Here is a 24,530-nt window from a genome sequence, read left to right as displayed (position 1 = left end):
CGATGAGGCACCTCGGTGGGCGGCCTTACTGTCTTGTCCTGCTTCTGTCGAAAATGAACGCAGCTTGGAACACGCGCTCGACTTCCGTTCGCACCTCGACAGCCACGTCTCGCCGTATGTCCGCAAAGTCCTTTGCCAGGTTAGCAAGCGATTTGGCAGCCTCAAACTCGGCCTCTTGCTGGGTCTTGAACTCCAACCCTTCTTCATCGGGATAGAGGCCGGTGTTGTCCCGGATGTCGAAATAGTACCGGGTCATGAGCCGCATCGCCTTAGTTAATCATCCCAAATGCGTTCGCCACACTGGCATTGGTAAAGCCGGACGGTCTTGCCCTTCTGGGTGTCGAGTAGCGATTGGGCCAGACGGGGGAAGGCTGCGCAGGCCGGGCAGCGCGGACTGTGGTCCTGCCTCGCTTGCGGCGGAAGCTGATCTTGGTGATGCGTAGCCACGTACCTAAACCTCTCAACAGGAGGCTTAAGTGCAAAAGTGAACATTCGTTCCTAAAACGTATTAGGACACTCTCAAAATCAACTTAGGACACTGGGGTCAAATACGCACATTACCCCGCCCGTTTAATGAGAACAAACGCCGACCTCAGCACGGAATGGGAACGGCCAAAGGTCCGCTCAGGGGCAAAACGAGACTTGCTGGACTGCTCGGGCCTCGTCCGCTTCTCGTAGATTAGCCGACTTACGAGGTCATCGACTTACCTTGGCGCCGCGTGTAGAATTCCGTCTCCCCAACGGCCGACAGGTCCAAGCCGAGGAAGCGTTCATTCCAGCGCGTATCGCGGGAATTTCTTGAGAGCTTCGGCCATGGCCGCCGCGGTCGGTGGGCCATATTTCCGTCCCTCGGTCGCCTGCGTGTGCCCCGTTATGGCGTCGTTCATTTTCTCCGCCATCCCAATTTCGTCACCGATCCTCTTGAAGAGGTGGCGCCAAGCATGGTTAGGGCTGAGTTCGGGATCATCAACACCCAATCCACGAACCCATGTTCCCAGGTGAGCGCGAGCAGTTTCGGCGCGAGAGCGCGACGGCTTCAAAGGGTCATTGCTTATCTTCTGTGGCGTCTTGTCATTGTAGAACAGCGCCCCCTTCCCAACCTGCTGCACCATTTCAATGAAGCCCTGAACGATCAGGTGCTCGTGGATTGGCACAACGCGCGGCTTGCCTGTCTTGACCGTGCCCGCTTCGGGCGTCAACTTCATCACATAGAAGCCATTGCGGGCTTCAATGTCGCCGCCCCGCAACTGAGTGATTTCGCCTGACCGCGCGCCCGAATACGCGCACAGCCATGGCACCCAACGGCGCGTCCTCTCGGTTGGCGTGGCGGGCTTCTGATACGTAAGGCTGGCTTTAAGAATGATGCTGGCCTCTGCGGTGGTAAAGCTGCGGCCGTCCTCCCGCGTCTGCACCTTGCGGGGAACGTCAACCCTAACTTCCTTGAAAGGATTTTGGCGAACGCGCTTGTGCTCGCGCGCCCAACTAAACACACGACGCGAGGCCGAAAGCCAAATCTCCCGGACAGTGATCGCCGTACGCTTCTCTGTGATCAGACCATGCACCCACTTGCGCGCAGCGTCCTCGGTGATCCCATCCGCCCCTACCTCGGCAAACTCGCGTTGCATTTCGAGGAACACGGCTCGCCAGCGTGTCACCGTATTAGGTGCGGGCGTTGTCGCGGTCACGAAAGCCTCGAACAATTCCCAGCAGCTCGCGCCTGAGCCGCGCACGGGTCCGTCTGTGAACCGCGGAAAGGTGTCAGGGGTGTCATCGCGTGAGTAGTCGCCATTCGCGCGCCTCTCCAGCACCGAGATGGCTAGCAAAAGATTATCGCTCACTGCATCGACAAACAGCGCATGCGCTGCGGCGTTTAAAGCCTTACCCTCGCTTGCAAGGAACGTGGCTACACGGGCCAGCTCGGCAACCTGAGGCCTTACCGCTTCACGCACGTCTGGCGCCTTGGTCCATTCCCAATGGGGATCAGCCTTGGGGTTCTCGTGGTACGCTGCAGGCGCCTCGGCGTAGAGCACGTTCCAAGTAAGATGGTCGCTGAATTCCCGCCAGTGTTTGGGGGAGCCGGGGTCTGCCTCGTGCTGCTTTACGAACCAGTTGTACCAACGGCCAGCGAGAGCAATTGCGTTGAGTCGGGTGAGCGGCTGACCTTCGCCGTTACGTTGGGCGCGCAGGGTCGCGATGCGCGTCTCGACCTCGGCCTCCCACTCTCCGAGGCGGGCCTTAGCCTCGTGCTTAGGCGTGTCGGCGGCGAGCTTGAGGTGAGCTTCGCGCTTGTGGCCATAGAGCCTTTGGTAGTCCTCACGGACATCTTCTGGGATGCCCTTACGCGCAAACCACCGACCGTCAGCAGCTCGACTTAACCCGACCATCCGCAACGCCATTTGTAACGCCTTTTGTATTTTAGGCGGCACAAATCCGGCAGGTCTATCAATAAGATGCTGAGAATGCGGAGTTATCCGCAACGGTGGTACAGTTGGGTGGGCTCGAACCACCGACCTCCTGTTCCACAGACAGGCGCTCTAACCAACTGAGCTACAACTGCATCCTTGCGAGCCGCCCTGGGGGCGCCCTTGCTAGGGCCGACAACCGAGGGGGCTGGACGGGGCGGAAACTAGGTGCAACGGCTCCGTTTGGCAAGGCCGCTGCCGGGCTAAAATCCGGCCAAAATCACCTTATTCCAGAACAAAACCCGGGCCCTGGGGCCCGGGTTTCTCAACTTGATCGATCCGCCGGTCTGATCAGGCGGCCGGCTTGTAGAACTTCGCGGCACTCGCCTTGATCGGCTCGGCGGTCTCGTTGGCGACGCGCTGGCTGATCTCGACCAGCTCCTTGGCCTGGGCCTGGAAGGTCTCGAGCTGGGTGCGGGCGTGGCCGGTCCAGAGCGAGAACGCGTCCGACGGCGACTTGGCGCCGAGCAGCTCCTGGGCGAAGTCCAGCGAGGCCGTGGAGTTGGCCTTCATGAACTCGACCAGCTTGGCGGTGTACTCGCTCGCGCCCTTGCTGGCGCAGGTGAACACGGCCTCGACGGTGCCGTTGTGGGTCTCGGCCGCGTCCTTGAACTTGGCGTAGCTCTCGCGGGCCTGCGATACGCCCTTCTCGGCGAACGCACGCATCTGCTCGGGAACCTCGAACGGAATGATCGAGGCAGAAAACGGATCAGTCGCACCTGTCATGTTGGTCCCTCACGCTAATCTAGAAAAAATGGAGTGAGCCTTACGGCGCGCCCGCCGGCCAACCGGGGCCATCTGTTGGCGGGTACGAAGACTGGATACGCGAAACAAACGAGATGACTCGCCCAGCGCCCAGCATTGTGGCTGCCTAACATGTCAACATTGTGCAGCGCAATGCATCGGGCGGGTGCGGCGCGAAATTTAATCTCGGGGAAGGCGAGGTTCCTGAGGTGGGGAACCCGAGGTTGAGGTAGTCGGGTGCCGTGGAGAACGATGCAGCGGGGCACTTTCTTACCCTCCCCTGGAGGGGGAGGGTCACTCGCAGCGCGTAGCGATGCGAGACGGGGTGGGGTGACAGTCCTTCAACGGAGGCGGTGCCCGAGGGGAGAGATCACACCACCCCGCTCGCGCTGCGCGCGATCGACCGTCCCCCTCCAGGGGAGGGTGGGCACCGAGGATGCCGCGCGCAGCTTCGGCAACCGGCCTGACCATCGCCGCCCCCGCAAATCCTGCGGATGCAGCATCGCTGCGGCTTGCGGGTTCTACCGGATTAAGGTTATCGCGGCTTTGGGCCTGTCTTTCAGGGGTGGGCCGTGGACCTGCCCGCGCCCGCGGGCGATAAACCCTTTCTTAAGGCTGCCATTCCGGCAAGCCGCCCGCCAAGACGCCGACAGCGAGACGTGAAGCCGGTTGGATGAGTAGTTCGGATTTCCAGTTGCGAGGGGTGGGCGATCCGCGGCTGGCCGTGCATGCGACCTCGCAGCTCCCCACCTGGCTCTTCGCGGTCGACGGCAGCCGCGTGCTGTGGGCCAATCCGGTCGGCGCAAGGCTGTTCGGCGCGGCCCATACCACCGCGCTCGCCGAGAAGATCTTCGGCCCCGCCGACAGCCATCGCCGCCAGGTGGCCCGGCTCGCCCGCCAGCTGCCGGCGAGCGGCGCGGTGCGGCTGGAGCGGCTGCGCGGCTTCGGGGCCCGGCTCGGCACGCTCATGACCTGCGCCTGCGCGCGGCTCGACTTTGCCGACGGCAAGAACGGCGTGCTCGTCACAGCGCTGGACCCGACCGGGCAGGCCATGCCGCTGGTCGAACGGCTGCATCGGCTGGTCGAGGCCGCGAAGGTGCCGATGGCAGCGTTCGCGCCCGACGGCCTGTTCGTCAGCGCCAGCGAGGCCGCCCGCTCCCTGCTCGGCTTCCGCGACCTCGACGAGGCCGGCCTCGAACAGGCCCGCAGCGATGCGCTTCGCCAAGGCCGCGTCGAGACGCCGATCGGCATCGGGCAGATGGTGCTGCAACGGGTCGGCATCGGCGCCGATGTCGGCCTGGTCGCGCTGATCGAGCCGGCGGCGGCGCAGACGGCGGCTGCGGATGCCGCGCGCGAGGGGCCCGTGCCTCCGGCCCCGGCGCCGGACGATGTGCAGCCGGCACCGCCAAACGAGGCTGCATCGGAAATCACGCTGTTCGATGCCTTTGCCGAGCTGGCCGATACGGCTGCGGCGCGCGAGCCTGCCGCGGAAACGACCGAAGCCATCGACTTCGCGCCAAAGACTCCGGTTGAAAACCCGCACGCAGCCATTGTGCCGCCGCAGGCCGTGCCCACCACTGGTGGCATGGTCGAGCCGCCGCCCGCTCCCGCAGAGCCACCGCGCCAGCATCCGCTGCGTTTCCTCTGGCAGATGGATGCGCAGGGCCGCTTCGTGCTGGCGTCCAGCGACTTCATCCGCCTGATGGGCGCGCACACCGCGGCCGGCTTCGGCCGCCCCTGGCGCGAGATCGCCGAGGAATTTTCGCTCGATCCCGAAGGACGCGTGGCGCAGGCGCTGGCCAGCCACGACACCTGGGCCGGGATCACCGTGAACTGGCCCGCCGACGGCGGCGAGCATCTGCCGGTCGAGCTCGCAGGCCTGCCGGTCTACGACCGCGAGCGCAACTTTGCGGGCTTCCGGGGCTTTGGCGTCTGCCGCGATCTCGACGGCCTCAACCGGCTCGATGCGCTGCGTCGCTTCGAGCTGTTCGTCAAACCGCACGCGCCGCAAAGCCCGTCCGCCGATGGCGTCGAGCCCGAGCCTGTGGCGGAGGCACCGCCGCCGCCGATCGAGCCGCCTGCGCCTGAGCCTGAGCCAACACCTGAACTGCCCGACCCCGTCAACGAAGCGAATTCACACCCAACCGATTTGGAAACGCCAGTGGAAACGCCTCCCAACGTCGTGCCGTTCCGCAGCCCCGGCGATACCAGAGCGCCGACGCTGACGCCTGTCGAGAACAGCGCGTTCAACGAGCTCGCGCGGCAATTGTCCGAGCGGCTCGAACGCGAGCGCGAAAGCATCGCAGCAGCCGGCGCCGAGCCGCCGGCCGCGGACAGTGCGCCCGAGCCGCTGCTGTCCGAGCCTGAGCCCGAACCTCTGACGCCACCCGCACCGGCCGAATGGCTGACCGAGGCGGCGCCGCCGGCGCGCGGCACCAGCCTGCGCGACCGCACGCTGCTCGACCTGTTGCCGACGGGCATTTTGATCTATCGCCTCGACCGCCTGCTCTACGCCAACCCGGCGTTCCTCGCGCGCATGGGCTATGACAACCTCAGCGCGCTGGAGCATGCCGGCGGGTTGGACGCGCTCTATGTCGAACCGGGCGTGTCGCCCGCCAGCAGCACGTCGCAAGCCGGCACGCCGGTGACGATCAGCGCGACGCTTGCCAATGGCGAAGCGCCGCTGCCGACCACCGACGCGCATCTGCACAGCATCGACTGGGACGGCGACAGCGCGCATGCGCTGATCTGCGCGCTGCCGCAAGCCGCACCCGCTGCCCTCGCGGTCGCAGCACCGCCCGTCGTTGCCGAGCCCATCATCCCTGAGTCCTTTCCCTACGCGCCCGATCTCGAGCCTGCGGCCGGCGACGCCGACGCGGAAGATCTCGCCGCGATCCTCGACACCACGGCCGAGGGCATCGTCATGTTCGATGCCGAAGGCAACATCCACGCCTGCAACCGCAGCGCCGAGGCGCTGTTCGGCTATGACGGCGAGGCGCTGCTCGAGCAGAATTTGGCGACGCTGTTCGCGCCCGAGAGCCAGCAGGTCGTCGCCGACTATCTGGGCAGCGTGACGAGCCAGGACATCGCGAGCCTGCTCGACCACGGCCGCGAGGTGCTGGGACGCGAGAAGAAGGGCGGCGTCATTCCGCTCGCCATGATCATGGGCCGCACCCGGCCCGACGGCCCGAACTTCTTCGCCGTGTTCCGCGACCTCTCGCAGAGCAAGAAGGGCGAGAGCGAGCTGACGCAGGCGCGCCGCCTCGTCGACGGCGCGGCGAATGCCAAGGCCGACATGCTGGCGCGGATCAGCCACGAGATCCGCACCCCGCTCAACGCCATCATCGGCTTTGCCGAGGTGATGATCTCGGAGCGCTTCGGCACGCTCGGCAACGAGCGCTACGGCGAATACATGAAGGACATCCGCGCCTCCGGCGAGCGCGTCATCGCCATCATCGACGATCTCCTGGAGCTGTCGCGGATCGAGACCGGCAAGCTCGACCTCACCTTCGCCAACCTCAGCCTCAACGATCTGGTCGAGGCCTGCGTCGTGGTGATGCAGCCGCAGGCCAACCGCGAGCGCATCATCATCCGCACCTCGCTCGCCCATGCGCTGCCGCAGGTGAGCGCGGACGCGCGCGCGATGCGGCAGATCACCATGAACCTGATCTCGAACTCGATCCGGCTAGCGAGCGCCGGCGGCCAGGTCATCGTCTCCACCGCGATGACCGACCGCGGCGAGATCGCACTGCGCATCCGCGACACCGGCCATGGCCTCTCGGAGCGCGAGGTCGCCGCCGCCATGGAGCCGTTCCGCACCCCGCCGCCGGGGGATGCCGCCGACAATTCCGCGCTCAATCTGTCGCTGACGAAAGCGCTGGTCGAAGCCAACCGCGCCCAGTTCAACATCAAGAGTTCAGGGAATTCCGGCACGCTGATCGAAGTGGTGTTCGCACCGGCGCTGGCGCGGGCTTGAGCGACGACTATCGCATTCGACCTCCGTCATTGCGAGCGAAGCGAAGCAATCCAGACTGCCTCCGCGGTGAGACTCTGGATTGCTTCGCTTCGCTCGCAATGACGATGTGGATACAGCTCGAGCAAGAAAGGGCACGGCTTGCGCCGTGCCCCTTCGCATTCATCGTGCCTGATCTCAGTGATAGATCTCGAACAGGCCGGCGCCGCCCTGGCCGCCGCCGATGCACATGGTCACCACGCCCCACTTGGCCTTGCGCCGCGCACCTTCCTGCAGCAGATGGCCGGTGAGACGGGCGCCGGTCATGCCGAAGGGATGGCCGATCGCGATCGAGCCGCCATTGACGTTGTACTTGGCGGGATCGATGCCGAGCTGGTCGCGGCAATACAGGCACTGGCTGGCGAAGGCCTCGTTGAGCTCCCACAGATCGATGTCGTCGATCTTGAGGCCGGTGCGCTTCAAGAGCTTCGGGATCGCGAACACCGGGCCGATGCCCATCTCATCGGGCTCGCAGCCCGCGGTCGCCCAGGCGACGAAGCGGCCGAGCGGCTTGAGACCGCGCTTCTCGGCGTCCTTGGCCTCCATCAGCACCACGGCAGCGGCGCCGTCGGAGAGCTGGCTGGCATTGCCGGCGGTGACGAACTTGCCGGGGCCCTTCACCGGCTCAAGCTTGGCGAGGCCCTCCATCGTGGTCTCGGGCCGGTTGCACTCGTCGCGATCGACGACGTAGTCGACGATGCTCTCCGCCTTGGTCTGCTTGTCGACGACCTTCATCTTGGTCTTCATCGGGACGATCTCGTCCTTGAACTTGTTCGCCTGCTGGGCGGCGGCCATGCGGCGCTGCGATTCCAGCGAGAACTCGTCCTGATATTCGCGGCTTAGCTTGTAGCGCTCGGCGACGATGTCGGCGGTGTCGATCATCGCCATGAAGATATCGGGGGCGACCTTGAGCAGTTCCGGATCGACCCATTCCTTCGGCGAGCCGCCGCCGGGGATCGAGATGCTTTCGACGCCACCTGCGACGATGCAGTCGGCGCCGTCGGAGCGGATCGAGTTCGCGGCCATCGCGATGGTCTGCAGCCCCGAGGAGCAGAAGCGGTTCACGGACACGCCGGCGGTGGTCTTCGGCAGACCCGCGAGCAGCGCGGCCTGGCGGCCGATGTTCGGCGCGCCGTGGGCGCAATTGCCGAGATAGCAGTCCTCGACATAGTCCTTCTCGACGCCGGCGCGGTCGACCGCGTGGTGGATGGCGTGCGCCGCAAGCGACATCGGCGGCGTGATGTTGAACCCGCCGCGGCCGGATTTTGCGAGGCCCGTGCGCGCATAGGAAACGATGACGGCTTCACGCATTGTTTTCTCCCTTGTCGAACGATTTTGAACGGAGCGTAGTTACGAGGCGTCCTGGACGCCATTGGTACACAAAGATTGGCGGGTGCGGGGAAAATAAAAACGCCGCCTCCGCGATGGAGACGGCGTTGTTCCGCGTGTCGGAATATATGATGGCCGTCATTCCGCGGTGCGCACACCGCGGGGCGACCGCGCCTTAGAACGTCAACGCCTTGGCCTGCTTGACCTGCGGCAGGGCCTGCACCTTGGCGAGCACGTCCGCCGGCACCACGCCGTCGACCTCGACCAGCGCAATGGCATCGCTGCCGGGGGCGACGCGGCCGAGATGGAAGGTCGCGATGTTGATCTTGGCGTCGCCAAGGAGGCTTGCGAACTTGCCGATGAAGCCCGGCTTGTCCTCGTTGGTGATGTAGATCATCGATTTGCCGAACTCGGCATCGACCCGGATGCCCTTGACGTCGACGAGGCGCGGCTTGCCGTCGTGATAGACGGTGCCGGAGACCGAGCGCTCCTGGCGTTCGGTCGCGACCGTGACGGTGATCAGGCTCTCATAGTCGCTCTGGGCGGCGCGCACGATCTCGTCCACGACCATGCCGCGCTCCTTGGCGACGACCGGTGCCGAGACGACGTTGACCTCGCCCAGCATCGGCCGCAGCAGGCCCGACAGCACGGCAGACGTGATCGCCTTGATCTTCATCTCGGCGACGTGGCCCTCATAGGTGATCTCGACCTTGAGGATGCCGGATTCAGTGAGCTGGCCGGCGAACGAGCCGAGCTTCTCGGCGAGCGCGATGAACGGCTTCAGCTTCGGCGCCTCTTCCGCGGTGATCGAGGGGAAGTTGACCGCGTTCGAGATCGCGCCGGTGAGCAGGTAATCCGACATCTGCTCGGCGACCTGCAGAGCGACGTTCTCCTGCGCTTCCGTGGTGGAGGCGCCGAGATGCGGGGTACAGATCACATTGGGATGGCCGAACAGCACGTTGGAGGTCGCGGGCTCCTCGACGAAGACGTCGAAGGCGGCGCCGGCAATGTGCTTGGAGTTGAGCGCCTCGACCACCGCCTGCTCGTCGACGAGACCGCCGCGGGCGCAGTTGATCAGGCGCACGCCCTTCTTCATCTTGGCGATGGCGGTGGCGTCGATGATGTTCTTGGTCTTCTCGGTCAGCGGCGTGTGCAGCGTGATGAAGTCGGCGCGCTTCAGGAGATCGTCGAGATCGACCTTCTCGACGCCGATGTCCTTGGCACGCTCGGGCGACAGGAACGGATCGAAGGCGACGACCTTCATGCGCAGGCCGAGCGCGCGGTCGGCGACGATCGAGCCGATATTGCCGCAGCCGACCACGCCGAGCACCTTGCCGGTGATCTCGACGCCCATGAAACGGTTCTTCTCCCACTTGCCGGCCTGGGTCGAGGCGTCGGCCTGCGGGATCTCGCGCGCCAGCGCCAGCATCAGGGTGATGGCGTGCTCGGCGGTCGTGATCGAATTGCCGAACGGCGTGTTCATCACGATGATGCCCTTGGCCGTCGCGGCGGGGATCTCGACATTGTCGACGCCGATGCCGGCGCGGCCGATCACCTTGAGGTTGGTTGCCTTCTCGAGGATCTTCGCGGTCGCCTTGGTCGCGGAGCGGATCGCAAGGCCGTCGTAATTGCCGATGATCTCGGCGAGCTTGTCCTTGTCCTTGCCGAGATTGGGCTGGAAGTCGACCTCGACACCGCGGTCTTTGAAGATCTGAACGGCAGCGGGCGAGAGCGCATCGGAAATGAGAACTTTGGGTTTGGTCATGGGGATGTCTTCCTTCACACCCTCCCCTGGAGGGGGAGGGTCGGCGCGAAGCGCCGGGGTGGGGTGAAGCCGCAAAAAAGAAAATCGCCAGCGCGCCGTGTGGAGAGATCACCCCCACCCCGCCGCACCTGACGGTGCGTCGACCCTCCCCCTCCAGGGGAGGGTAAGAACTCAGGCAGCCTTGGCGAGCTGCGCCTTGGTCTCGGCGAAGGCCCAGTCGATCCACTGCGTCAGCAGCTCGACGTCCTTGGCTTCCACCGTGGCGCCGCACCAGATGCGCAGGCCGGCCGGCGCATCGCGGTAGTAGGCGAAGTCGTAGCCGGCGCCTTCCTTCTCGACCAGCGCCACCAGCTTCTTGCTGAACTCCGCCTGCGCGTCGTCCGAGAGCGAGGTGATCGCGGGATCGGTGAACTTCAGGCACACCGAGGTGTTGGAGCGGATCGAGGCGTCCTTAGCCAGGAAGTCGATCCACGGCGTCTTCGCCTTCCAGTCAGCGAGCACCTTGGTGTTGGCGTCGGCGCGCGCGATCAGCGCCTTGAGGCCGCCGATCGACTTCGCCCAGTTCAGCGCATCGAGATAATCCTCGACGCAGAGCATCGACGGCGTGTTGATGGTCTCGCCGACGAAGATACCTTCGTTGAGCTTGCCGCCCTTGGTCATGCGGAAGATTTTTGGCAGCGGCCAGACCGGCTTGTAGGTCTCGAGCCGTTCAACAGCACGCGGGGACAGGATCAGCATGCCGTGAGCGGCTTCGCCGCCGAGCGCCTTCTGCCAGGAGAAGGTGACGACGTCGAGCTTGGCCCAGTCGAGAGCTTGCGCAAACGCGGCGGATGTCGCGTCGCAGATGGTCAGGCCTTCGCGGGTCGCGCTGATCCAGTCGGCGTTCGGCACGCGCACGCCCGACGTGGTGCCGTTCCAGGTGAAGACGACGTCGCTCTTGGGATCGACCTTGGAGAGGTCGGGAATCTCACCGTAAGCCGCGTTGAGCTTGGTGACGTCCTTGAGCTTCAATTCCTTGACGATGTCGCTGACCCAGCCCTCGCCGAAGGATTCCCAGGCGAGCGTGGTGACGGGCCGCGCACCCAGCAGCGACCACAGCGCCATCTCGACCGCGCCGGTATCGGAGGCCGGCACGATACCGATGCGATAATCGGCGGGCACTTCGAGCACTTCGCGCGTCAGATCGATCGCGAGCTTGAGCTTGGTCTTGCCGACCTTCGCGCGATGCGAGCGGCCGAGCGCTGCGTCCTTGAGATTTTGGGCGTTCCAGCCGGGGCGCTTGGCGCAGGGGCCGGAGGAAAAATGCGGCACGGTCGGCCGCGAAGCGGGCTTCGCTACAGTCATGATCTACCCTTCCAGATAGTAAGCCTCCCGTTGGGGGGAGGTGTCCCGCCGCGGCTGATACGGGAAACGGGCAGAGTCGTCAAGGAAGTTCGGGCGTCTCACGCTGGAGTGAAGGCGCCTCGGGGGCGATTTCCGGGGACTCGACGGCAGTGAGCGCATTCAGCAAGTCCGTGGCCTCGCTGATCAATTGCGCGGCACGGCGGCGGCTGCCGACCTTCAAAATGCACTTGTCGTTGGCCTGCACAACGTAGTCGTTGCCGACCTTGATCATGGAATAGCTTGTCATCGAAATCCCCGAACCGACCGAGCCCGGTGTCTGACGCTGCGTAGCACCGTTCGTTCCCACTTCCACGTGAACGACGGACGGGTAGTTTATCAGCTCTTAAGATGAACGAACGCGCGCTCCAATTTCGCTGATCACGCAACGCTTGCGAGGTGTTGCCTCAAAAGCGGACAGTCATGCCGACATGACTCGCTGTGAATCCCAGCCGCTTGTAGAAGCGCTGCGCATCCGTTCTCGTCTGATGCGTCAGCAGTTCGACCAGATTGCAACCGCGCGCCTTCGCTTCCGTCACGGCCCATTGCACCAACTGCTCGCCGATGCCGCGGCTGCGACAATCAGTGGCAACGCGCACGTCTTCGAGCAGTCCGCGGATGCCGCCTTGCGAGCTGATGCCTGAGAGAACAGCGAGTTGCAGGCAGCCGACCACCCTGCCCTCGCTTTCGGCAACGACGAGCGTCAGATTTGGATCGCGATCGACCCGCTCGAACGCCGCGTAGTAGGACGCAGGCAGCGGATCCTCCACGCGCTCGCGCGCGCGCCCGAGATGATCATCGGCGAGCATCGCCACGATCGCCGGCACGTCTTCGCGGCGCGCGGGACGGATCGAGACGGACTTATCGGTCATACGGGAAACTCCAAAAACCCAGCGCGGGACTCAGCGCGCCGGAGGCAGGCCGAGAAAGGCCTCGGCCTCGCCGATCCAGCGGCGGATGGCCGCATAGCGACCGAGATCGAAACCGCCTTCATGCGCGACGCGGGTATAGGCGAGCAGCGAGACGTCGGCGAGCGATACCGCATCGCCGGCGAAGAAGCGGCTGGTGGCGAGATGCTGCTCCATGCGGTCGAGCGCCGCATAGCCGCGCTTGACCTTTTCAGGATCGAGCTCGGAGGCGCTCTTGCCGAGATAGACGATGAGGAAGCGGCACACCGCGATATAGGGCTCGTGGCTGTACTGTTCCCAGAACAGCCATTCGTCCATCTTCGCCGCAGCGAAGGCGTCACGCGGAATGAGGACGCTGTCGCGGCCGAGGTAGCGGATGATGGCGTTGGACTGCGCCAGCGTGCGGCCGTCGTCGAAGGCGACGGTCGGCACCTGACCGGCACCGTTCATCTTGAGGAATTGCGGCGTGCGCGTCTCGCCCTTGCTTGTGTCGATCTCGATCCACTGATAGGGCACCGCGAGCTTGTCGCAGACCCACTTCACCTTGAGACAATTGCCGGAATTGCTGTCGCCGTAGATTTTCATCGCTGCCGCCCCGCTGTCGGAGCGACAGAGCATCAGGACGAAGCGGAGCTGTCAACAGGAAGCGGACCGCTCAGAACTTGTAGCCGAGGCCGAGGCGCGCGTTGTTCAGCGTCACCTGCGTGTTCATGACGGGAGAGAATCTCACATATTCGTATTCGACCCGCGCGAACAGACCGTCCCAGATGCAGTATTCGAGACCGAGACCGGCAGTCCAACCCACCGCGAACGTATTGGTTCTGTGCTGGGACTGGGTCTGCGATTGTGCCGGGACGGGGTTGGTCGCGCCGATGACCGTGATGACGTTGCCGAACGCGTCCGTCACCGTCGAGTCCTGCCGCAGTGTCACGTTGCTCGTCACCGTGCGGGACACGTCCATGCGACCGACAGCCGCGCCGGCGAACATGTAGGGCATGAAGCCGCCGCCGTCCCAACCCACGCGCCCGCGCAACGTGATCATGTCCTTGACCTGCGCCGCGGCGGTACCGGTCAGTGTCACGCCATAGTTGTTGGTGACGCCGGGTGGCCGCGTCTCGCCGGCCGGGTTGACGATCATGAGCGAGTTCGAGCCCGACGTCGACGTCGCGAGATTGTTGAAATAGCTGTAGGTGCCCTCGAGACTGAGGATGGCATCATACCATTGCCAGTTGCGGCCGATGAAGCCGCCGAAATTGACACCTTGCGTGTTGGTCTTGTTCATCAGCGACCACGTCGACGTCGGCTGCTGAAGAACGCTGTCGCGGAAGATGAAGTTGGTCAGGCCGACGACGCTCTGGCTGAAATCGGTGGCGTTGGTGGTATAGCCGGCGTTGCCGCCGACATAGAAGCCGTCCCAGTTGTGGGACGTCTTCGACAGGCCGTCGGTGATGCCGCCGCGCAGGATCGGGAGATCCGGCATATCGGCCGCGTGCGCGGCAGACACCGTCCCCAACATCGCCGCCGCCAACAAAAGCCTACGCATCGCAACGCTCCAAATCGGACTCGAACTTTCGCCGATGATCATGGCTCGTTAACCTTAACCAATGGTTGCCTTAAGCAATTTCGCCGCCGTCGGGCCATGAAAAATCCGCAAAGCAAAACGGCGCGGGATGATCCCGCGCCGTTAAGAGACGTTAAGCGATGGGCTTGAGGATCAGCCCTTGGTGACGAGCGGCTGCGGCACGTAGGCCGGCGGGCTGTTGAGATCCCAGCGCACGCCGAGCTTCAGATCGTGCGAGGTGAGCTCCTTGATTTTGATCGAGGTCGGGCCCGAAGCACTGTTGTCGAACAGGCGGAAGTTGCCGGGCGCTGCGTCGCCGAGGTTCATGTAGCTGTAGGCCAGTTCGACGGTGAACCCGGGATTGACCTTGTAGGCGAGACCGGCGTGAGCCGCCCAGGCGAAGTTCCACTTACCGTTGTCGGCGAAGTAGGCGACGCTGTTGGACAGCGCGCCGCCGCTGAACGACACGCCGTCGTCGCGGAAGCCGCTGATCTTGTTGTAGGAGCCGCCGACACCGGCGCCGATGAACGGGGTGATGCACCACCAGGTGCCGAGGTCAACGTAGGCGTTGGCCATCACGACCCACTCGGACTTGCTGCCGGTGTAGTTGTTGACGCCGACGAAGCCGGGCCCGAAGACGTTGTCGCTGCCGTGCAGATTGGCCTTGCCACGGTACTGGCCGATCACGTCGGCGCGGAACCAGTTGTTGAAGCGATAGCCGACGCCGAGATCAAACAGCGGCGAAGAGTCGAAGCCGAGACCTTCCGTCGACTTCGTATAGCCGGCCGGCAGGGAGGCATCGATGCTCTTGGCACGCTGGTTGGTCATGCCGACGTCGCCGCGCAGATACCAGCCGCCGAAGTCGGCGGGCGGAGCCGGCGGCGCGTACATCGGAGGCGGCGCCGCGATCGGCATATCGGCGGCAAACGCCATCGACGAGATCAGGGTTGCCGCACCCGCGGCAAGGAGAGACTTAACGCTACGCATTGGGCTTCGTCCTTATGGCCGGTGAGGCAAAATGCAGACGCCCCACGTTCTGGAAACTCACGACCCGGACGATGGCAGCAAATGTTTAAGCGCCACTTAACCCTAATTTTTAAGGTTGATTTTTTCTCACTGTACACGCGGATGCCGTGCGAGCGTTGCAAAAATGCAAGCGTAGGCGCCCCAATTGCTAACGATGTATGAAGCCGCAATGCAGCGAAGAAAGGTTTGTTAACGCGCGTGCTGCGGCAGTTTCGGCAGGAACACCGCAAGCAGGCCGATCGCCGGCAGGTACGCGCAGACCTGGTAGACGAACTCGATCGAGGTGTGATCGGCGAGCTTGCCGAGCACGGCTGCACCGAGGCCTCCGATGCCGAAGGCGACGCCGAAGAACACGCCGGAGATCATGCCGAAGCGGTGCGGCACCAGCTCCTGCGCGAACACGATGATCGACGACGTCGTCGAGGAGATGATCAGGCCGATGATGACCGACAGCACCGCGCTGGCGTAGAGCCCGGCATAGGGCAGCGCCAGCGTGAACGGCAGCGCACCGAGAATCGAGATCCAGATCACGATCTTGCGGCCGAAGCGATCCCCCAAGGGGCCGCCGAAGAACGCACCGACCGCATTCGCCGCGAGGAAGATGAAGAGATAGATTTGCGCTGCCTGCGTCGACACGCCGAACCGGTCGATCAGATAGAAGATGTAATAGCTCGACAGGCTGGAGACGTAGAGCTGTTTTGAGAACAGCAGCGCCACCAGCACGAGAAGTGCAACGGCGACACGGCGTGAGCTCGGCCCGCCGGGCTGGGTGTGGACGGGCGCCGCCTTCTTCGCCGTGATCTGCGGCGCGTACCAGCGCCCGATGCGCCAGAGGATGAGAATCGCGAGGAACGCGATCGAGGAGAACCAGGCGATGCTGCCCTGCCCGAACGGCACCACGATCAGCGCGGCCAGCACCGGCCCCATCGAGGTGCCGAAACTGCCGCCGAGCTGGAACACCGATTGCGCGAAACCGTAGCGGCCGCCGGAGGCGAGCCGCGCGATGCGCGCGGATTCCGGATGAAACACCGCCGAGCCGAGGCCGACCAGCGCGGCGGCGACGAGGATGATCAGATACTGGTGCGCGGCGCTGAGCAGCAACAGGCCGAAGAAGGTCGAGGCCATGCCGATCGACAGCGAATAAGGCTGCGCCTTCTTGTCGGTGTAGTGCCCAACCACCGGCTGCAGCAGCGAGGCCGTGAACTGGAAGGCCAGCGTAATCATGCCGATCTGCGCGAAGTCGAGCGCGTAGGTGTCCTTCAGGATCGGATACACCGAGGCGATCAGCGACTGCATGGTGTCGTTGAGGAAGTGCGAGAAGCTGATGCCGGCGAGCACGACATAAGCCGGCCCCGCGGCTGTGTTGGCAGCAGCGGGCGCAACATCGCTGACGACGACGGGCTCCGTCAGCGTTTCCGCAGGTACGACGACAGGCTTGTTCAATGCAGCGATCCCGGCGCGGCAGATTGCCGCGATCTGCTGATTACGATGCAAGCGGCGGTGGAACCACCGCCAATCGCAAATGGCTGGAATGCGTGGGTCTTACCCTCTCCGCGAGTCCGATATCGTAGGGTGGGCAAAGGCGCCCTTGCGCCGTGCCCACCATCTTTCCGATTCGGCGACAGACGCGTGGGCACGCTGTCGCTTTGCCCACCCTACGATACTGCCCGTGGGGTGAGATCACCCCACCCCGCTCGTGCTTGAAAGACCTTACGCCGTCGCCTGCCCCAGCTTCGTAGCCCGGATGGAGCGAAGCGTAATCCGGGACGTCCGTATCCGCGGGCGCGAACCCCGGATTTCGCTGCGCTCCATCCGGGCTACGATCGTGTCACGCTGCGCCTTACGCTGCGGCCTGTCCCAGCGCGGAGACGATGGTGTCGACGACGTCCTCGACCAGATGGCGGTCCTCGCCCTCGCCCATGACGCGGATCACCGGCTCGGTGCCGGAGGAGCGGATCAGGAGGCGGCCGTGGCCGTTGAGGCGCTTCTCCCCGTCGGAGATCGCCGACTTGACGTCGGAATCATCGAGCGGCTTGCCGCCCTTGTGGCGGACGTTCTTGAGGATCTGCGGCAGCGGATCGAAGCGGTGGCAGACTTCCGACACCGGCCGGCGCAGCTTCTGCACCACGGCAAGCACCTGCAGGGCAGCGACAAAGCCGTCGCCGGTGGTGGCGTAGTCGGACAGGATGATGTGGCCGGACTGCTCGCCGCCGAGATTGTAGCCGCCGTTCAGCATCTGCTCGAGCACGTAGCGGTCGCCGACCGGCGTGCGCATGAGATCGAGCCCCTGCCCCTTGAGGAAGCGCTCGAGGCCGAGATTGGACATCACGGTGGCGACGATGCCGGGACGCGAGAGACGTCCGTCTTCCTTCCAGCTCTGCGCGATCACCGCGAGCAGCTGGTCGCCGTCGACGACATGGCCGCGCTCGTCGACCAGGATGACGCGATCGGCGTCGCCGTCGAGCGCAATACCGATGTCGGCGCGCATCTCGCGCACCTTCTTCGACAGCGCTTCCGGCGAGGTCGAGCCGCAATCCTTGTTGATGTTGAAGCCGTCGGGCTCGACGCCGATCGGCACGACGTCGGCGCCAAGCTCCCACAGCGCTTCGGGCACCACCTTGTAGGCGGCGCCGTTGGCGCAATCGATCACGACGCGCAGGCCCTCGAGCGAGAGATCGCGCGGCAGCGTGCGCTTGGCGAATTCGATGTAGCGGTCATGCACGCCATCGATACGGCGGGCGCGGCCGAGGCTCGCGCTCTGTGCGAGACGCTTGTCAATGGGCTCGTCGAGCAGCTGCTCGATCTGCCGCTCGACGTCGTCGGACAGCTTGAAGCCCTGCGGCCCGAACAGCTTGATGCCGTTGTCCTCGAACAGATTGTGCGAGGCCGAGATCATCACGCCGAGATCGGCGCGCATCGACTTGGTCAGCATCGCGACCGCCGGCGTCGGCATCGGGCCGACCAGCAGCACGTCCATGCCGACCGAGGTGAAGCCCGCGACCATCGCGTATTCGATCATGTAGCCGGACAGGCGGGTGTCCTTGCCGATCACGACCCGGTGGCGGTGGTCACCGCGCTGAAACGCAAGGCCTGCAGCCTGGCCGACCTTGAGCGCGAGCTCCGGCGTGATCAGTCCGTTGGCGCGGCCCCGAATCCCGTCCGTCCCGAAATATTTGCGACTCATATCGTCCCCCAAGCAACAATCAGGGGTCCCCTCTGCAACCACGGGCTGCCGAACAGGCCCCGCATCCCTGATTTGCTGAGGTCTTATAAAGCCATCGCGGCTAACTTGGCTTCAAAAAATATGATGAATCATTACGGAACTGGCGCCGCGACCGCCTTGGTAACACCTTGTTAACATTATAGTTCCGGTGTGACCAGCGGAAAGCAGGCGGAACTCGCCCTAATCCGAGCGCTTCACATGGCCGTCGGCGCGGCTCGGCGCCGGCTGGGTGACGTTGACGGGATCGGAGCCCGGAAAGGTCTCTTCCAGCCCCTCCTCCAGCGCGTCCTCGAGATCCTGCTTCTCCTTGATCTCTTCCGGCGAAGGTCTCGCGTGCGGCTTCGTCATGGCGGCCTCCTCTCAAACGATTTGGCTGTGCATCCAACCATGCTAGATGACCCCTCGATCTTCCGATGCAAGACTCTTGAGTAAAGACGGGCCGGGAAACGTTCATGAAGCACATCACCTGTATCGACGATCTTCGGGCGCTGCATAAGCGCCGCGTGCCGAAGGCCTTCTTCGACTACTGCGACCGCGGCTCCTATGCCGAGGAAACGCTGCGCGCCAACCGCGAGGACATGCAGGCAATCAAGTTCCGCCAGCGCATCCTGGTCGACGTCTCCAAGCGCGACACCTCGACCACGATCCTCGGCGAGCCCTCGACCATGCCGCTGATCCTCGCGCCCGTCGGCCTGCTCGGCATGCAGCATGGCGACGGCGAAATCTACGCCTGCCGCGCCGCGCAGGCCGCCGGTATCCCGTTCACGCAATCGACCATGTCGATCTGCTCGATCGAGGACATCGCTGCCAATGTCGAGAAGCCGTTCTGGTTCCAGCTCTACGTGATGAAGGACCGCGGCTTCATCAAGGAACTGATTCAGCGCGCGGCCGCAGCCAAGTGCAGCGCGCTCGTGCTCACCGTCGACCTGCAGGTGATCGGCCAGCGCCACGCCGACATCAAGAACGGCATGACGGTGCCCCCCGAATGGTCGCTGTCGAAGCTCTTGGATTTCGCCAGCAAGCCGGCCTGGGTCTCGGGCGTGCTGCAGGGCAAGCGCCGCACCTTCGGCAACATCGCCGGCCACGTGAAGAACACCGAGGATCTCAACCGCCTCGCCGAGTGGACGGCCTCGCAGTTCGACACGTCCTTGAACTGGAAGGACGTCGAGTGGGTCCGCAGCATCTGGCCGGGCAAGCTCGTCATCAAGGGCATCCTCGACGTCGAGGATGCCGAGGAAGCCGCCAAGACCGGCGCGCAGGCCCTCGTCGTCTCCAACCATGGCGGCCGGCAGCTCGACGGCGCGCCGTCCTCGATCGAGGTGCTGCCGGAGATCGCGGACGCGGTCGGTGACAAGATGGAGATCATGTTCGACGGCGGCATCCGCTCCGGCCAGGACGTGATGCGCGCGCTCGCACTCGGCGCGCAGTCCTGCATGATCGGCCGCGCCTATGCCTACGGCCTCGGTGCCGGCGGCCAGGCCGGCGTCGCCAAGGCGATCGAGATCATCCAGAAGGAGCTGCTCACCACCATGGGCCTGTGCGGCGTCAACCGGATCGACGAGATCGACGATCACGTGATTGCGGTGTAGCCGCAGCGGCAGTGCCGTAGGGTGGGCAAAGCGACTTGTCCGCCGTAGCTCGAAGAGCGAAGGCGGAAGCGTGCCCACCAATGTTCGTATCACGCAAGAAGACGTGGGCACGGCGCTGGCGCGCCTTTGCCCACCCTACAGGTTCTCGACGTAATCGAAGATCGCGACCACAAACTCCGCCGTCGTCCCGGCGAAGGCCGGGACCCATAACCACAGGATTAGGTTTGGCGAAGACTGATAGCTATTCGGCCTTCGCGCGGTACTGAGACCAGATACTATCGATAGATCACGCGGTATGGGTCCCGGCCTTCGCCGGGACGACAGCGGAATTTGCCGGCGATAGCTGCCCTCACATCGGCGGCGTGATCCCATCCCGCCCCACATTCACCCGGTTCGCCTCCAGCGAGCCGTCCTCCTTCTTGGCCGCGCCGAAAATGATCAGCTTGGTGCCGGGCTTCACCTCCGACTTGTCGCTGGCGACGAAGGTGACGATCGGGGTGTCCGGCGGCACCACGACTTTCTTCTCGCCGTCCTTGTATTTCAACGTGATGTTCTGGCCGTCGGTGCCCTTCACCGTCTGCGCCACGGTGGCGTTGGTCATGGTCGAGTTGGCGCGGGCGTCCCAGGGGCGGAAACCTTCGGCGGCGCCGCGCTGGTTCTCGGGGAAGATATGCACCGCGATCGCCTTCTGGGTGCCGTCGGGCTCGGGCATGCCGGTGACGCCGATATAGGAGCCTTCCTTGATCTCGGACAGCTCGGTCTTGATCACGGCGAAAACGGCGACATTGTCGGTCATCTTCACCTTCACATCGCTGCCCTCGCGGGTCTTGATGCCGAGCAGGCTGCCATCGACACTCTCGATGGTGCCGCGGATGCGCACCGTCGGCGCCTGCTGCCCCGAGGCGGAAGACACGAAGATGCAGGTGACGAAAGTGGCCACGACGGCGCGTGGCATCCAATTCAGCTTCGGCATGGCCTTGTCCCTCCAGGGCGTTGCGGCGGTACATCACGGCAACCCCGTGCGACCGCCGCTATTCCCTGGTGAGATCATCACATCGGCGGGGTCAGGCCGTCGCGGCCGACGCTGACGCGATTGGTCTCGAACGAGCCGTCCGGCAGCTGCTTCATGAAGGCGATCACCTTGGCGCCGGGCTTCAGCTCGCCCTTGTCACCGGGCACGAAGGTCACCACCGGCGTGTCGTCCGGGACGAACACCTTCTTCTCGCCGTCCTTGTACTTGACTAGGAGCGTGTGGCCGTCATTGCCGACCACGCTCTCCGAGACCGTCGCATTGGTCATGCTGGAATTCGGCTTGAGATCGTAGGGCCGCGAGCCCTCGCCGGTTCCGCGCATGCTCTCGGGAAACACGTGGACCTCGACCGCGTTCTGGCCGCCGTCCGGTCCCGGCACGGTGGTGGCGCCGACGAAGGATCCGACCTTGATGTCGGCGAGTGAAATTTTTGTAATTCCCGACACGCTGACGTCAGGGGCGATGCGCAGCTTGACGTCCTCGCCGCTGCGCGACTTGACCTGCATGGTGTCGCCGCTGACGCTTTCGATGGTGCCGCGCACGCGCGTCGGCACCGGCGCCCTCTGCGCGACGGCCGCGACGGCCGAGACGGTTACCATCGCGACGGCGACGAGCGGGCGTATCAAGGTTGTACGTTGAATAGTCATGACGGTCTCCGATTGTCCCACGAGGGTAGAACTCCGGAGGTGGTGTGCTATTCGCCGTTACCCTCTCAAGTCTTTGTGAGATCGGCCTCGACCAGCGCCCGCAGCTCAGGCGTGACTTGCGGCCTGCGGCCAAACCACAGCGCGAAGCCGCGCACGGCCTGGTGCAGCAGCATGCCGAGCCCGTCGGCGGTCTTCAGCCCGCGCGCCTGCGCGGCGGCCAGCAGCGGCGTCACCAGGGGAACGTAGACGAGATCGGCGACGACGGCTTCTTGCGGCAGGCGCGACACCTCGACGTCGAGTGACGGCTGGCCGTGCATGCCGAGCGAGGTCGTGTTCACGAGAAGTCTTGCGCGCGGCAGCACGTCGCCGATCGCGTCCCACGTCACGGGATGCACGTTCGGACCGAACTGTCCTGCAAGCGTCTCGGCCCGCGCGATGGTGCGATTGGCGAGATGGATGCGCTTGATGCCGCGCTCGCGCAGGCCGAACACGACCGCGCGGGAGGAGCCGCCGGCGCCAAGCACCAGCGCTTCTTCCGCCTTGTCCCAGCCGGGCGCGCTGGCATCGAGATTGCCGATGAAACCTTCGACGTCGGTGTTGGTCGAGCGTAGCTCGCCGTCCTCGAACCACAGCGTGTTGGCGGCGCCGACGGCCCGCGCGCGCGCGTCAGGTGTCGAGAGCCCGAGCACGGCTTCCTTGTGCGGGATGGTGACGTTGGCGCCGACAAAGCCGCGCAGCGACAGGCGCAGCACGAAATCGCGCAGATCCTCGGGCGGAACCGCCTCGATGACGTAGCCGCCTTCAATACCGAGCGTACGCAGCCAGTAACGATGGATCAGCGGCGAGCGCGAATGCGCGGCCGGCCATCCGATCAGGCAGGCTGCGGGAGCCTTGGTCACGGTCGTCCTTCCCCTTAAGTCGTTTCCGTGACGATCCATTTCGCGTCCCGCGGGCGCTGTCAAGCGCGCGGGAGCCGCACCGCGGCGCAGCAGCAAGTAGGCGATCAAATCACCCTGAGCGAGACGTGCGCGCCGCAGGCTTGTCGGCCGCTCGGCTCTTGATGTCGGCGACGGCGCGCTCGAGGCTCGTGCGATAACGCGCGCGCGGCGGCGTCACGCCATGGGTCAGCAGCGCGCGGCGGACCGCGGGCGAGGCGCCGGTGATGAACAGGCGGATGCCCTGGCGGTGGGCCTTGGCGGCGACCCGCCCGAGCACGTTCGCCGCCGTCGAGTCCAGGAACGGCACCCCGGCGAAGTCGACCACGAAGGCCTTGCGCTTGTCGGCGATGCCGTCGAGCACGCCGCCGATCGCCGAGGCCGCGCCGAAGAAGAACGCGCCGGTGATGCGATAGACCAGCACGTCGCGGTCGACCGCGAGCCCGGGATCGTAGGGCACGCGCTCGCCATTGCCGTCGTCGGGGCGATCGGCGGCGACCAGCGGCGTGCGCTCCTCGATGCCGGTCATCTCCGCCATGCGATGGATGAACAGCACCGCGCCGAGCGCGAAGCCGACCAGGATGCCTTCGGTGAGGTCGCGGAAGATCGTGAGCAGGAAGGTCGCGAGCAGCACTACGGCATCGCCCCAGGACGAGCGCAAGAGCGTGGCGAATTCCTGCTTCTCCGCCATGGTCCAGGCGACCACCACGAGCACGGCGGCGAGCGCGGCAAGCGGGATGTAGCTGGCGAGGGGAGCTGCGATCAGCATGAACAGCAGCAGGAAGACCGAGTGCAGCATGCCCGCCAGCGGCCCGCGCGCGCCGGCGCGGATGTTGGTGGCGGTGCGCGCGATCAAGCCGGTGACGCAGATGCCGCCGAACAGCGCCGAGCCGATATTGGCCGCGCCTTGCGCGACCAGCTCGCAATTGGAGCGGTGACGGCGCCCGGTCATGCCGTCGGCCACCACCGCCGACAGCAGCGATTCGATGGCAGCGAGCAGCGCGAAGGAGATCGCGTCGGGGAGCACCGCTTTGGCCTTCGCAATCGAGAACGCCGGCAGCGCCGGCGACGGCAATTCGCGTGGTATGCCGCCGAAGCGGCTGCCGATGGTCTCGACCGGCAGCGAGAACACCGCACATATGACGGCCGCGAAAACGACCGCGATCAGGATACCGGGCCAGGACGGCCGCCAGACCCGCAAGGCCGCGATAATCGCAATGCTGACGAGCGCGACGACAACCGCCGACGGATTGACGGTGTGCAGGCCGCTCGCGAGCGCGGCGAGCTTCGGCACGAACTCGCTGGGCTCTTTTCCCGCGAGCGTGATGCCTGCGAGGTCGCGGAGCTGGCTCGCAAAAATGATCACCGCGATGCCGGCGGTGAAGCCGACCGTCACCGGATAGGGAATGAACTTGATGTAGGTGCCGACGCGCAACAGGCCCGCGGCGATCAGGAACAGACCCGCCATCATGGTGGCGAGGATCACGCCGTCGATGCCGTGCCGCTCCGCGGTCACCGCGACCAAGACGATGAAGGCACCCGCAGGGCCGCCGATCTGGAAGCGGCTGCCGCCGAGCAGCGACACGATGAAACCGCCGACGACGGCGGTGTAGAGGCCGCGATCCGGCGTCGCGCCCGAGGCGATCGCGATCGCCATCGACAGCGGCAGCGCGACGATCGCGACCGTCAGGCCCGCAAACACGTCGGCGCGAAAGTCCGCGATGCCGTAGCCTTCACGCCAGACGGTGACGAGCTTTGGCAGATAGAGTTCGGCAAAGGTCGGCCTGCGCAGCTGATGCAGTCGGCTTGCGTGATCGCTGGTGATGCTCATGCCCCGAAGTGCTCCGAAGCATCGCGCGTCCCGTGTTGCCGAGGTGCGACGATGCGCTAGCCCATCCTGATCCCGAGCACGATCAAAC

The 24,530-nt window shown here is 64.9% G+C and carries 20 protein-coding genes and 1 tRNA gene; 2 read left to right on the top strand and 19 right to left on the bottom strand.

Annotated elements, in window-relative coordinates; translation table 11 throughout:
- Positions 1 to 25 precede the first annotated feature (25 nt).
- The 4 genes from N2603_RS06725 to N2603_RS06710 all read right to left on the bottom strand — a co-directional run bounded on the left by N2603_RS06725 (position 26) and on the right by N2603_RS06710 (position 3,188).
- Positions 26 to 256, bottom strand: a complete 231-nt coding sequence (locus N2603_RS06725) for a DUF6894 family protein (protein WP_260388134.1) — start codon at positions 254 to 256, stop codon at positions 26 to 28.
- A gap of 514 nt (positions 257 to 770) precedes the next feature.
- Positions 771 to 2,396, bottom strand: a complete 1,626-nt coding sequence (locus N2603_RS06720) for a site-specific integrase (protein WP_260388133.1) — start codon at positions 2,394 to 2,396, stop codon at positions 771 to 773.
- Positions 2,397 to 2,480: 84 nt separating this feature from the next.
- Positions 2,481 to 2,557 (bottom strand) — tRNA-His (locus N2603_RS06715).
- A gap of 196 nt (positions 2,558 to 2,753) precedes the next feature.
- Positions 2,754 to 3,188 carry a phasin gene (locus N2603_RS06710; RefSeq protein ID WP_260388132.1) on the bottom strand — a complete coding sequence of 145 codons (435 nt, stop codon included), beginning with the start codon at positions 3,186 to 3,188 and terminating at the stop codon, positions 2,754 to 2,756.
- A 691-nt stretch (positions 3,189 to 3,879) separates the two neighbouring features.
- Here N2603_RS06710 and N2603_RS06705 point away from each other — a divergent pair.
- Positions 3,880 to 7,182 (top strand): PAS domain-containing sensor histidine kinase, encoded by a 3,303-nt coding sequence (locus N2603_RS06705; RefSeq protein ID WP_260388131.1) that lies wholly within the window; start codon positions 3,880 to 3,882, stop codon positions 7,180 to 7,182.
- Positions 7,183 to 7,356: 174 nt separating this feature from the next.
- Here N2603_RS06705 and N2603_RS06700 read toward each other — a convergent pair whose 3' ends face one another.
- From N2603_RS06700 to N2603_RS06650, 11 genes are all read right to left on the bottom strand, one after another.
- Positions 7,357 to 8,529: a thiolase family protein gene (locus N2603_RS06700; RefSeq protein WP_260388130.1), complete on the bottom strand. Its 1,173-nt coding sequence runs from the start codon at positions 8,527 to 8,529 to the stop codon at positions 7,357 to 7,359.
- A 193-nt stretch (positions 8,530 to 8,722) separates the two neighbouring features.
- The gene (gene serA / locus N2603_RS06695; protein WP_018647491.1) at positions 8,723 to 10,312 is read right to left on the bottom strand and encodes a phosphoglycerate dehydrogenase; all 1,590 of its coding nucleotides are present in this window, start codon (positions 10,310 to 10,312) and stop codon (positions 8,723 to 8,725) included.
- 171 nt (positions 10,313 to 10,483) lie between these two features.
- Positions 10,484 to 11,656 carry a phosphoserine transaminase gene (locus tag N2603_RS06690; RefSeq protein WP_260388129.1) on the bottom strand — a complete coding sequence of 391 codons (1,173 nt, stop codon included), beginning with the start codon at positions 11,654 to 11,656 and terminating at the stop codon, positions 10,484 to 10,486.
- A 79-nt stretch (positions 11,657 to 11,735) separates the two neighbouring features.
- Entirely contained in the window at positions 11,736 to 11,927 is a 192-nt protein-coding gene (locus N2603_RS06685; RefSeq protein WP_260388128.1) for a hypothetical protein, read from the bottom strand.
- 172 nt (positions 11,928 to 12,099) lie between these two features.
- Entirely contained in the window at positions 12,100 to 12,564 is a 465-nt protein-coding gene (locus N2603_RS06680; protein WP_260388127.1) for a GNAT family N-acetyltransferase, read from the bottom strand.
- A 30-nt stretch (positions 12,565 to 12,594) separates the two neighbouring features.
- The gene (locus N2603_RS06675) at positions 12,595 to 13,185 is read right to left on the bottom strand and encodes a glutathione S-transferase family protein (RefSeq protein ID WP_260388126.1); all 591 of its coding nucleotides are present in this window, start codon (positions 13,183 to 13,185) and stop codon (positions 12,595 to 12,597) included.
- 70 nt (positions 13,186 to 13,255) lie between these two features.
- Positions 13,256 to 14,143 carry an outer membrane protein gene (locus tag N2603_RS06670; RefSeq protein ID WP_260388125.1) on the bottom strand — a complete coding sequence of 296 codons (888 nt, stop codon included), beginning with the start codon at positions 14,141 to 14,143 and terminating at the stop codon, positions 13,256 to 13,258.
- Between the two features lie 171 nt (positions 14,144 to 14,314).
- Positions 14,315 to 15,148: an outer membrane protein gene (locus N2603_RS06665; RefSeq protein WP_018647497.1), complete on the bottom strand. Its 834-nt coding sequence runs from the start codon at positions 15,146 to 15,148 to the stop codon at positions 14,315 to 14,317.
- 228 nt (positions 15,149 to 15,376) lie between these two features.
- Positions 15,377 to 16,630 (bottom strand): MFS transporter, encoded by a 1,254-nt coding sequence (locus N2603_RS06660; RefSeq protein WP_026312716.1) that lies wholly within the window; start codon positions 16,628 to 16,630, stop codon positions 15,377 to 15,379.
- 397 nt (positions 16,631 to 17,027) lie between these two features.
- Positions 17,028 to 18,371 (bottom strand): phosphoglucosamine mutase, encoded by a 1,344-nt coding sequence (gene glmM, locus N2603_RS06655; RefSeq protein ID WP_026312717.1) that lies wholly within the window; start codon positions 18,369 to 18,371, stop codon positions 17,028 to 17,030.
- 219 nt (positions 18,372 to 18,590) lie between these two features.
- The gene (locus tag N2603_RS06650) at positions 18,591 to 18,758 is read right to left on the bottom strand and encodes a hypothetical protein (protein WP_167526384.1); all 168 of its coding nucleotides are present in this window, start codon (positions 18,756 to 18,758) and stop codon (positions 18,591 to 18,593) included.
- 104 nt (positions 18,759 to 18,862) lie between these two features.
- Here N2603_RS06650 and N2603_RS06645 point away from each other — a divergent pair, with 104 nt between their 5' ends.
- A complete protein-coding gene (locus tag N2603_RS06645; RefSeq protein ID WP_260388124.1) occupies positions 18,863 to 19,999 on the top strand; it encodes an alpha-hydroxy acid oxidase in 1,137 nt (378 codons plus the stop codon).
- 349 nt (positions 20,000 to 20,348) lie between these two features.
- On the opposite strand, the gene N2603_RS06640 is transcribed toward N2603_RS06645, so the two are convergent.
- The 4 genes from N2603_RS06640 to N2603_RS06625 form a co-directional block, all read right to left on the bottom strand.
- Positions 20,349 to 20,972 carry a single stranded DNA-binding domain-containing protein gene (locus tag N2603_RS06640; RefSeq protein WP_260388123.1) on the bottom strand — a complete coding sequence of 208 codons (624 nt, stop codon included), beginning with the start codon at positions 20,970 to 20,972 and terminating at the stop codon, positions 20,349 to 20,351.
- Between the two features lie 77 nt (positions 20,973 to 21,049).
- Positions 21,050 to 21,676 (bottom strand): hypothetical protein, encoded by a 627-nt coding sequence (locus N2603_RS06635; RefSeq protein WP_260388122.1) that lies wholly within the window; start codon positions 21,674 to 21,676, stop codon positions 21,050 to 21,052.
- A 65-nt stretch (positions 21,677 to 21,741) separates the two neighbouring features.
- Positions 21,742 to 22,614 carry a shikimate dehydrogenase gene (locus tag N2603_RS06630; RefSeq protein WP_260388121.1) on the bottom strand — a complete coding sequence of 291 codons (873 nt, stop codon included), beginning with the start codon at positions 22,612 to 22,614 and terminating at the stop codon, positions 21,742 to 21,744.
- Between the two features lie 70 nt (positions 22,615 to 22,684).
- On the bottom strand, positions 22,685 to 24,442 hold the full coding sequence (locus tag N2603_RS06625; protein WP_260388120.1) for a SulP family inorganic anion transporter: 1,758 nt from the start codon (positions 24,440 to 24,442) through the stop codon (positions 22,685 to 22,687).
- Between the last annotated feature and the right edge of the window lie 88 nt (positions 24,443 to 24,530).

The sequence above is a fragment of the Bradyrhizobium huanghuaihaiense genome (assembly GCF_025200885.1).
Lineage (GTDB): Bacteria > Pseudomonadota > Alphaproteobacteria > Rhizobiales > Xanthobacteraceae > Bradyrhizobium > Bradyrhizobium huanghuaihaiense.
Note: the sequence above shows the minus strand (reverse complement) of the source record. Positions and strands in the feature narration are given on the sequence as shown.

Coding starts and splice junctions, on each gene's coding strand:
- N2603_RS06725 (WP_260388134.1), bottom strand. CDS start 256: ATGACCCGGTACTATTTCGACATCCGGGACAACACCGGCCTCTATCCC.
- N2603_RS06720 (WP_260388133.1), bottom strand. CDS start 2,396: ATGGCGTTGCGGATGGTCGGGTTAAGTCGAGCTGCTGACGGTCGGTGG.
- N2603_RS06710 (WP_260388132.1), bottom strand. CDS start 3,188: ATGACAGGTGCGACTGATCCGTTTTCTGCCTCGATCATTCCGTTCGAG.
- N2603_RS06705 (WP_260388131.1), top strand. CDS start 3,880: ATGAGTAGTTCGGATTTCCAGTTGCGAGGGGTGGGCGATCCGCGGCTG.
- N2603_RS06700 (WP_260388130.1), bottom strand. CDS start 8,529: ATGCGTGAAGCCGTCATCGTTTCCTATGCGCGCACGGGCCTCGCAAAA.
- serA (WP_018647491.1), bottom strand. CDS start 10,312: ATGACCAAACCCAAAGTTCTCATTTCCGATGCGCTCTCGCCCGCTGCC.
- N2603_RS06690 (WP_260388129.1), bottom strand. CDS start 11,656: ATGACTGTAGCGAAGCCCGCTTCGCGGCCGACCGTGCCGCATTTTTCC.
- N2603_RS06685 (WP_260388128.1), bottom strand. CDS start 11,927: ATGATCAAGGTCGGCAACGACTACGTTGTGCAGGCCAACGACAAGTGC.
- N2603_RS06680 (WP_260388127.1), bottom strand. CDS start 12,564: ATGACCGATAAGTCCGTCTCGATCCGTCCCGCGCGCCGCGAAGACGTG.
- N2603_RS06675 (WP_260388126.1), bottom strand. CDS start 13,185: ATGAAAATCTACGGCGACAGCAATTCCGGCAATTGTCTCAAGGTGAAG.
- N2603_RS06670 (WP_260388125.1), bottom strand. CDS start 14,143: ATGCGTAGGCTTTTGTTGGCGGCGGCGATGTTGGGGACGGTGTCTGCC.
- N2603_RS06665 (WP_018647497.1), bottom strand. CDS start 15,148: ATGCGTAGCGTTAAGTCTCTCCTTGCCGCGGGTGCGGCAACCCTGATC.
- glmM (WP_026312717.1), bottom strand. CDS start 18,371: ATGAGTCGCAAATATTTCGGGACGGACGGGATTCGGGGCCGCGCCAAC.
- N2603_RS06650 (WP_167526384.1), bottom strand. CDS start 18,758: ATGACGAAGCCGCACGCGAGACCTTCGCCGGAAGAGATCAAGGAGAAG.
- N2603_RS06645 (WP_260388124.1), top strand. CDS start 18,863: ATGAAGCACATCACCTGTATCGACGATCTTCGGGCGCTGCATAAGCGC.
- N2603_RS06640 (WP_260388123.1), bottom strand. CDS start 20,972: ATGCCGAAGCTGAATTGGATGCCACGCGCCGTCGTGGCCACTTTCGTC.
- N2603_RS06635 (WP_260388122.1), bottom strand. CDS start 21,676: ATGACTATTCAACGTACAACCTTGATACGCCCGCTCGTCGCCGTCGCG.
- N2603_RS06630 (WP_260388121.1), bottom strand. CDS start 22,614: ATGGATCGTCACGGAAACGACTTAAGGGGAAGGACGACCGTGACCAAG.
- N2603_RS06625 (WP_260388120.1), bottom strand. CDS start 24,442: ATGAGCATCACCAGCGATCACGCAAGCCGACTGCATCAGCTGCGCAGG.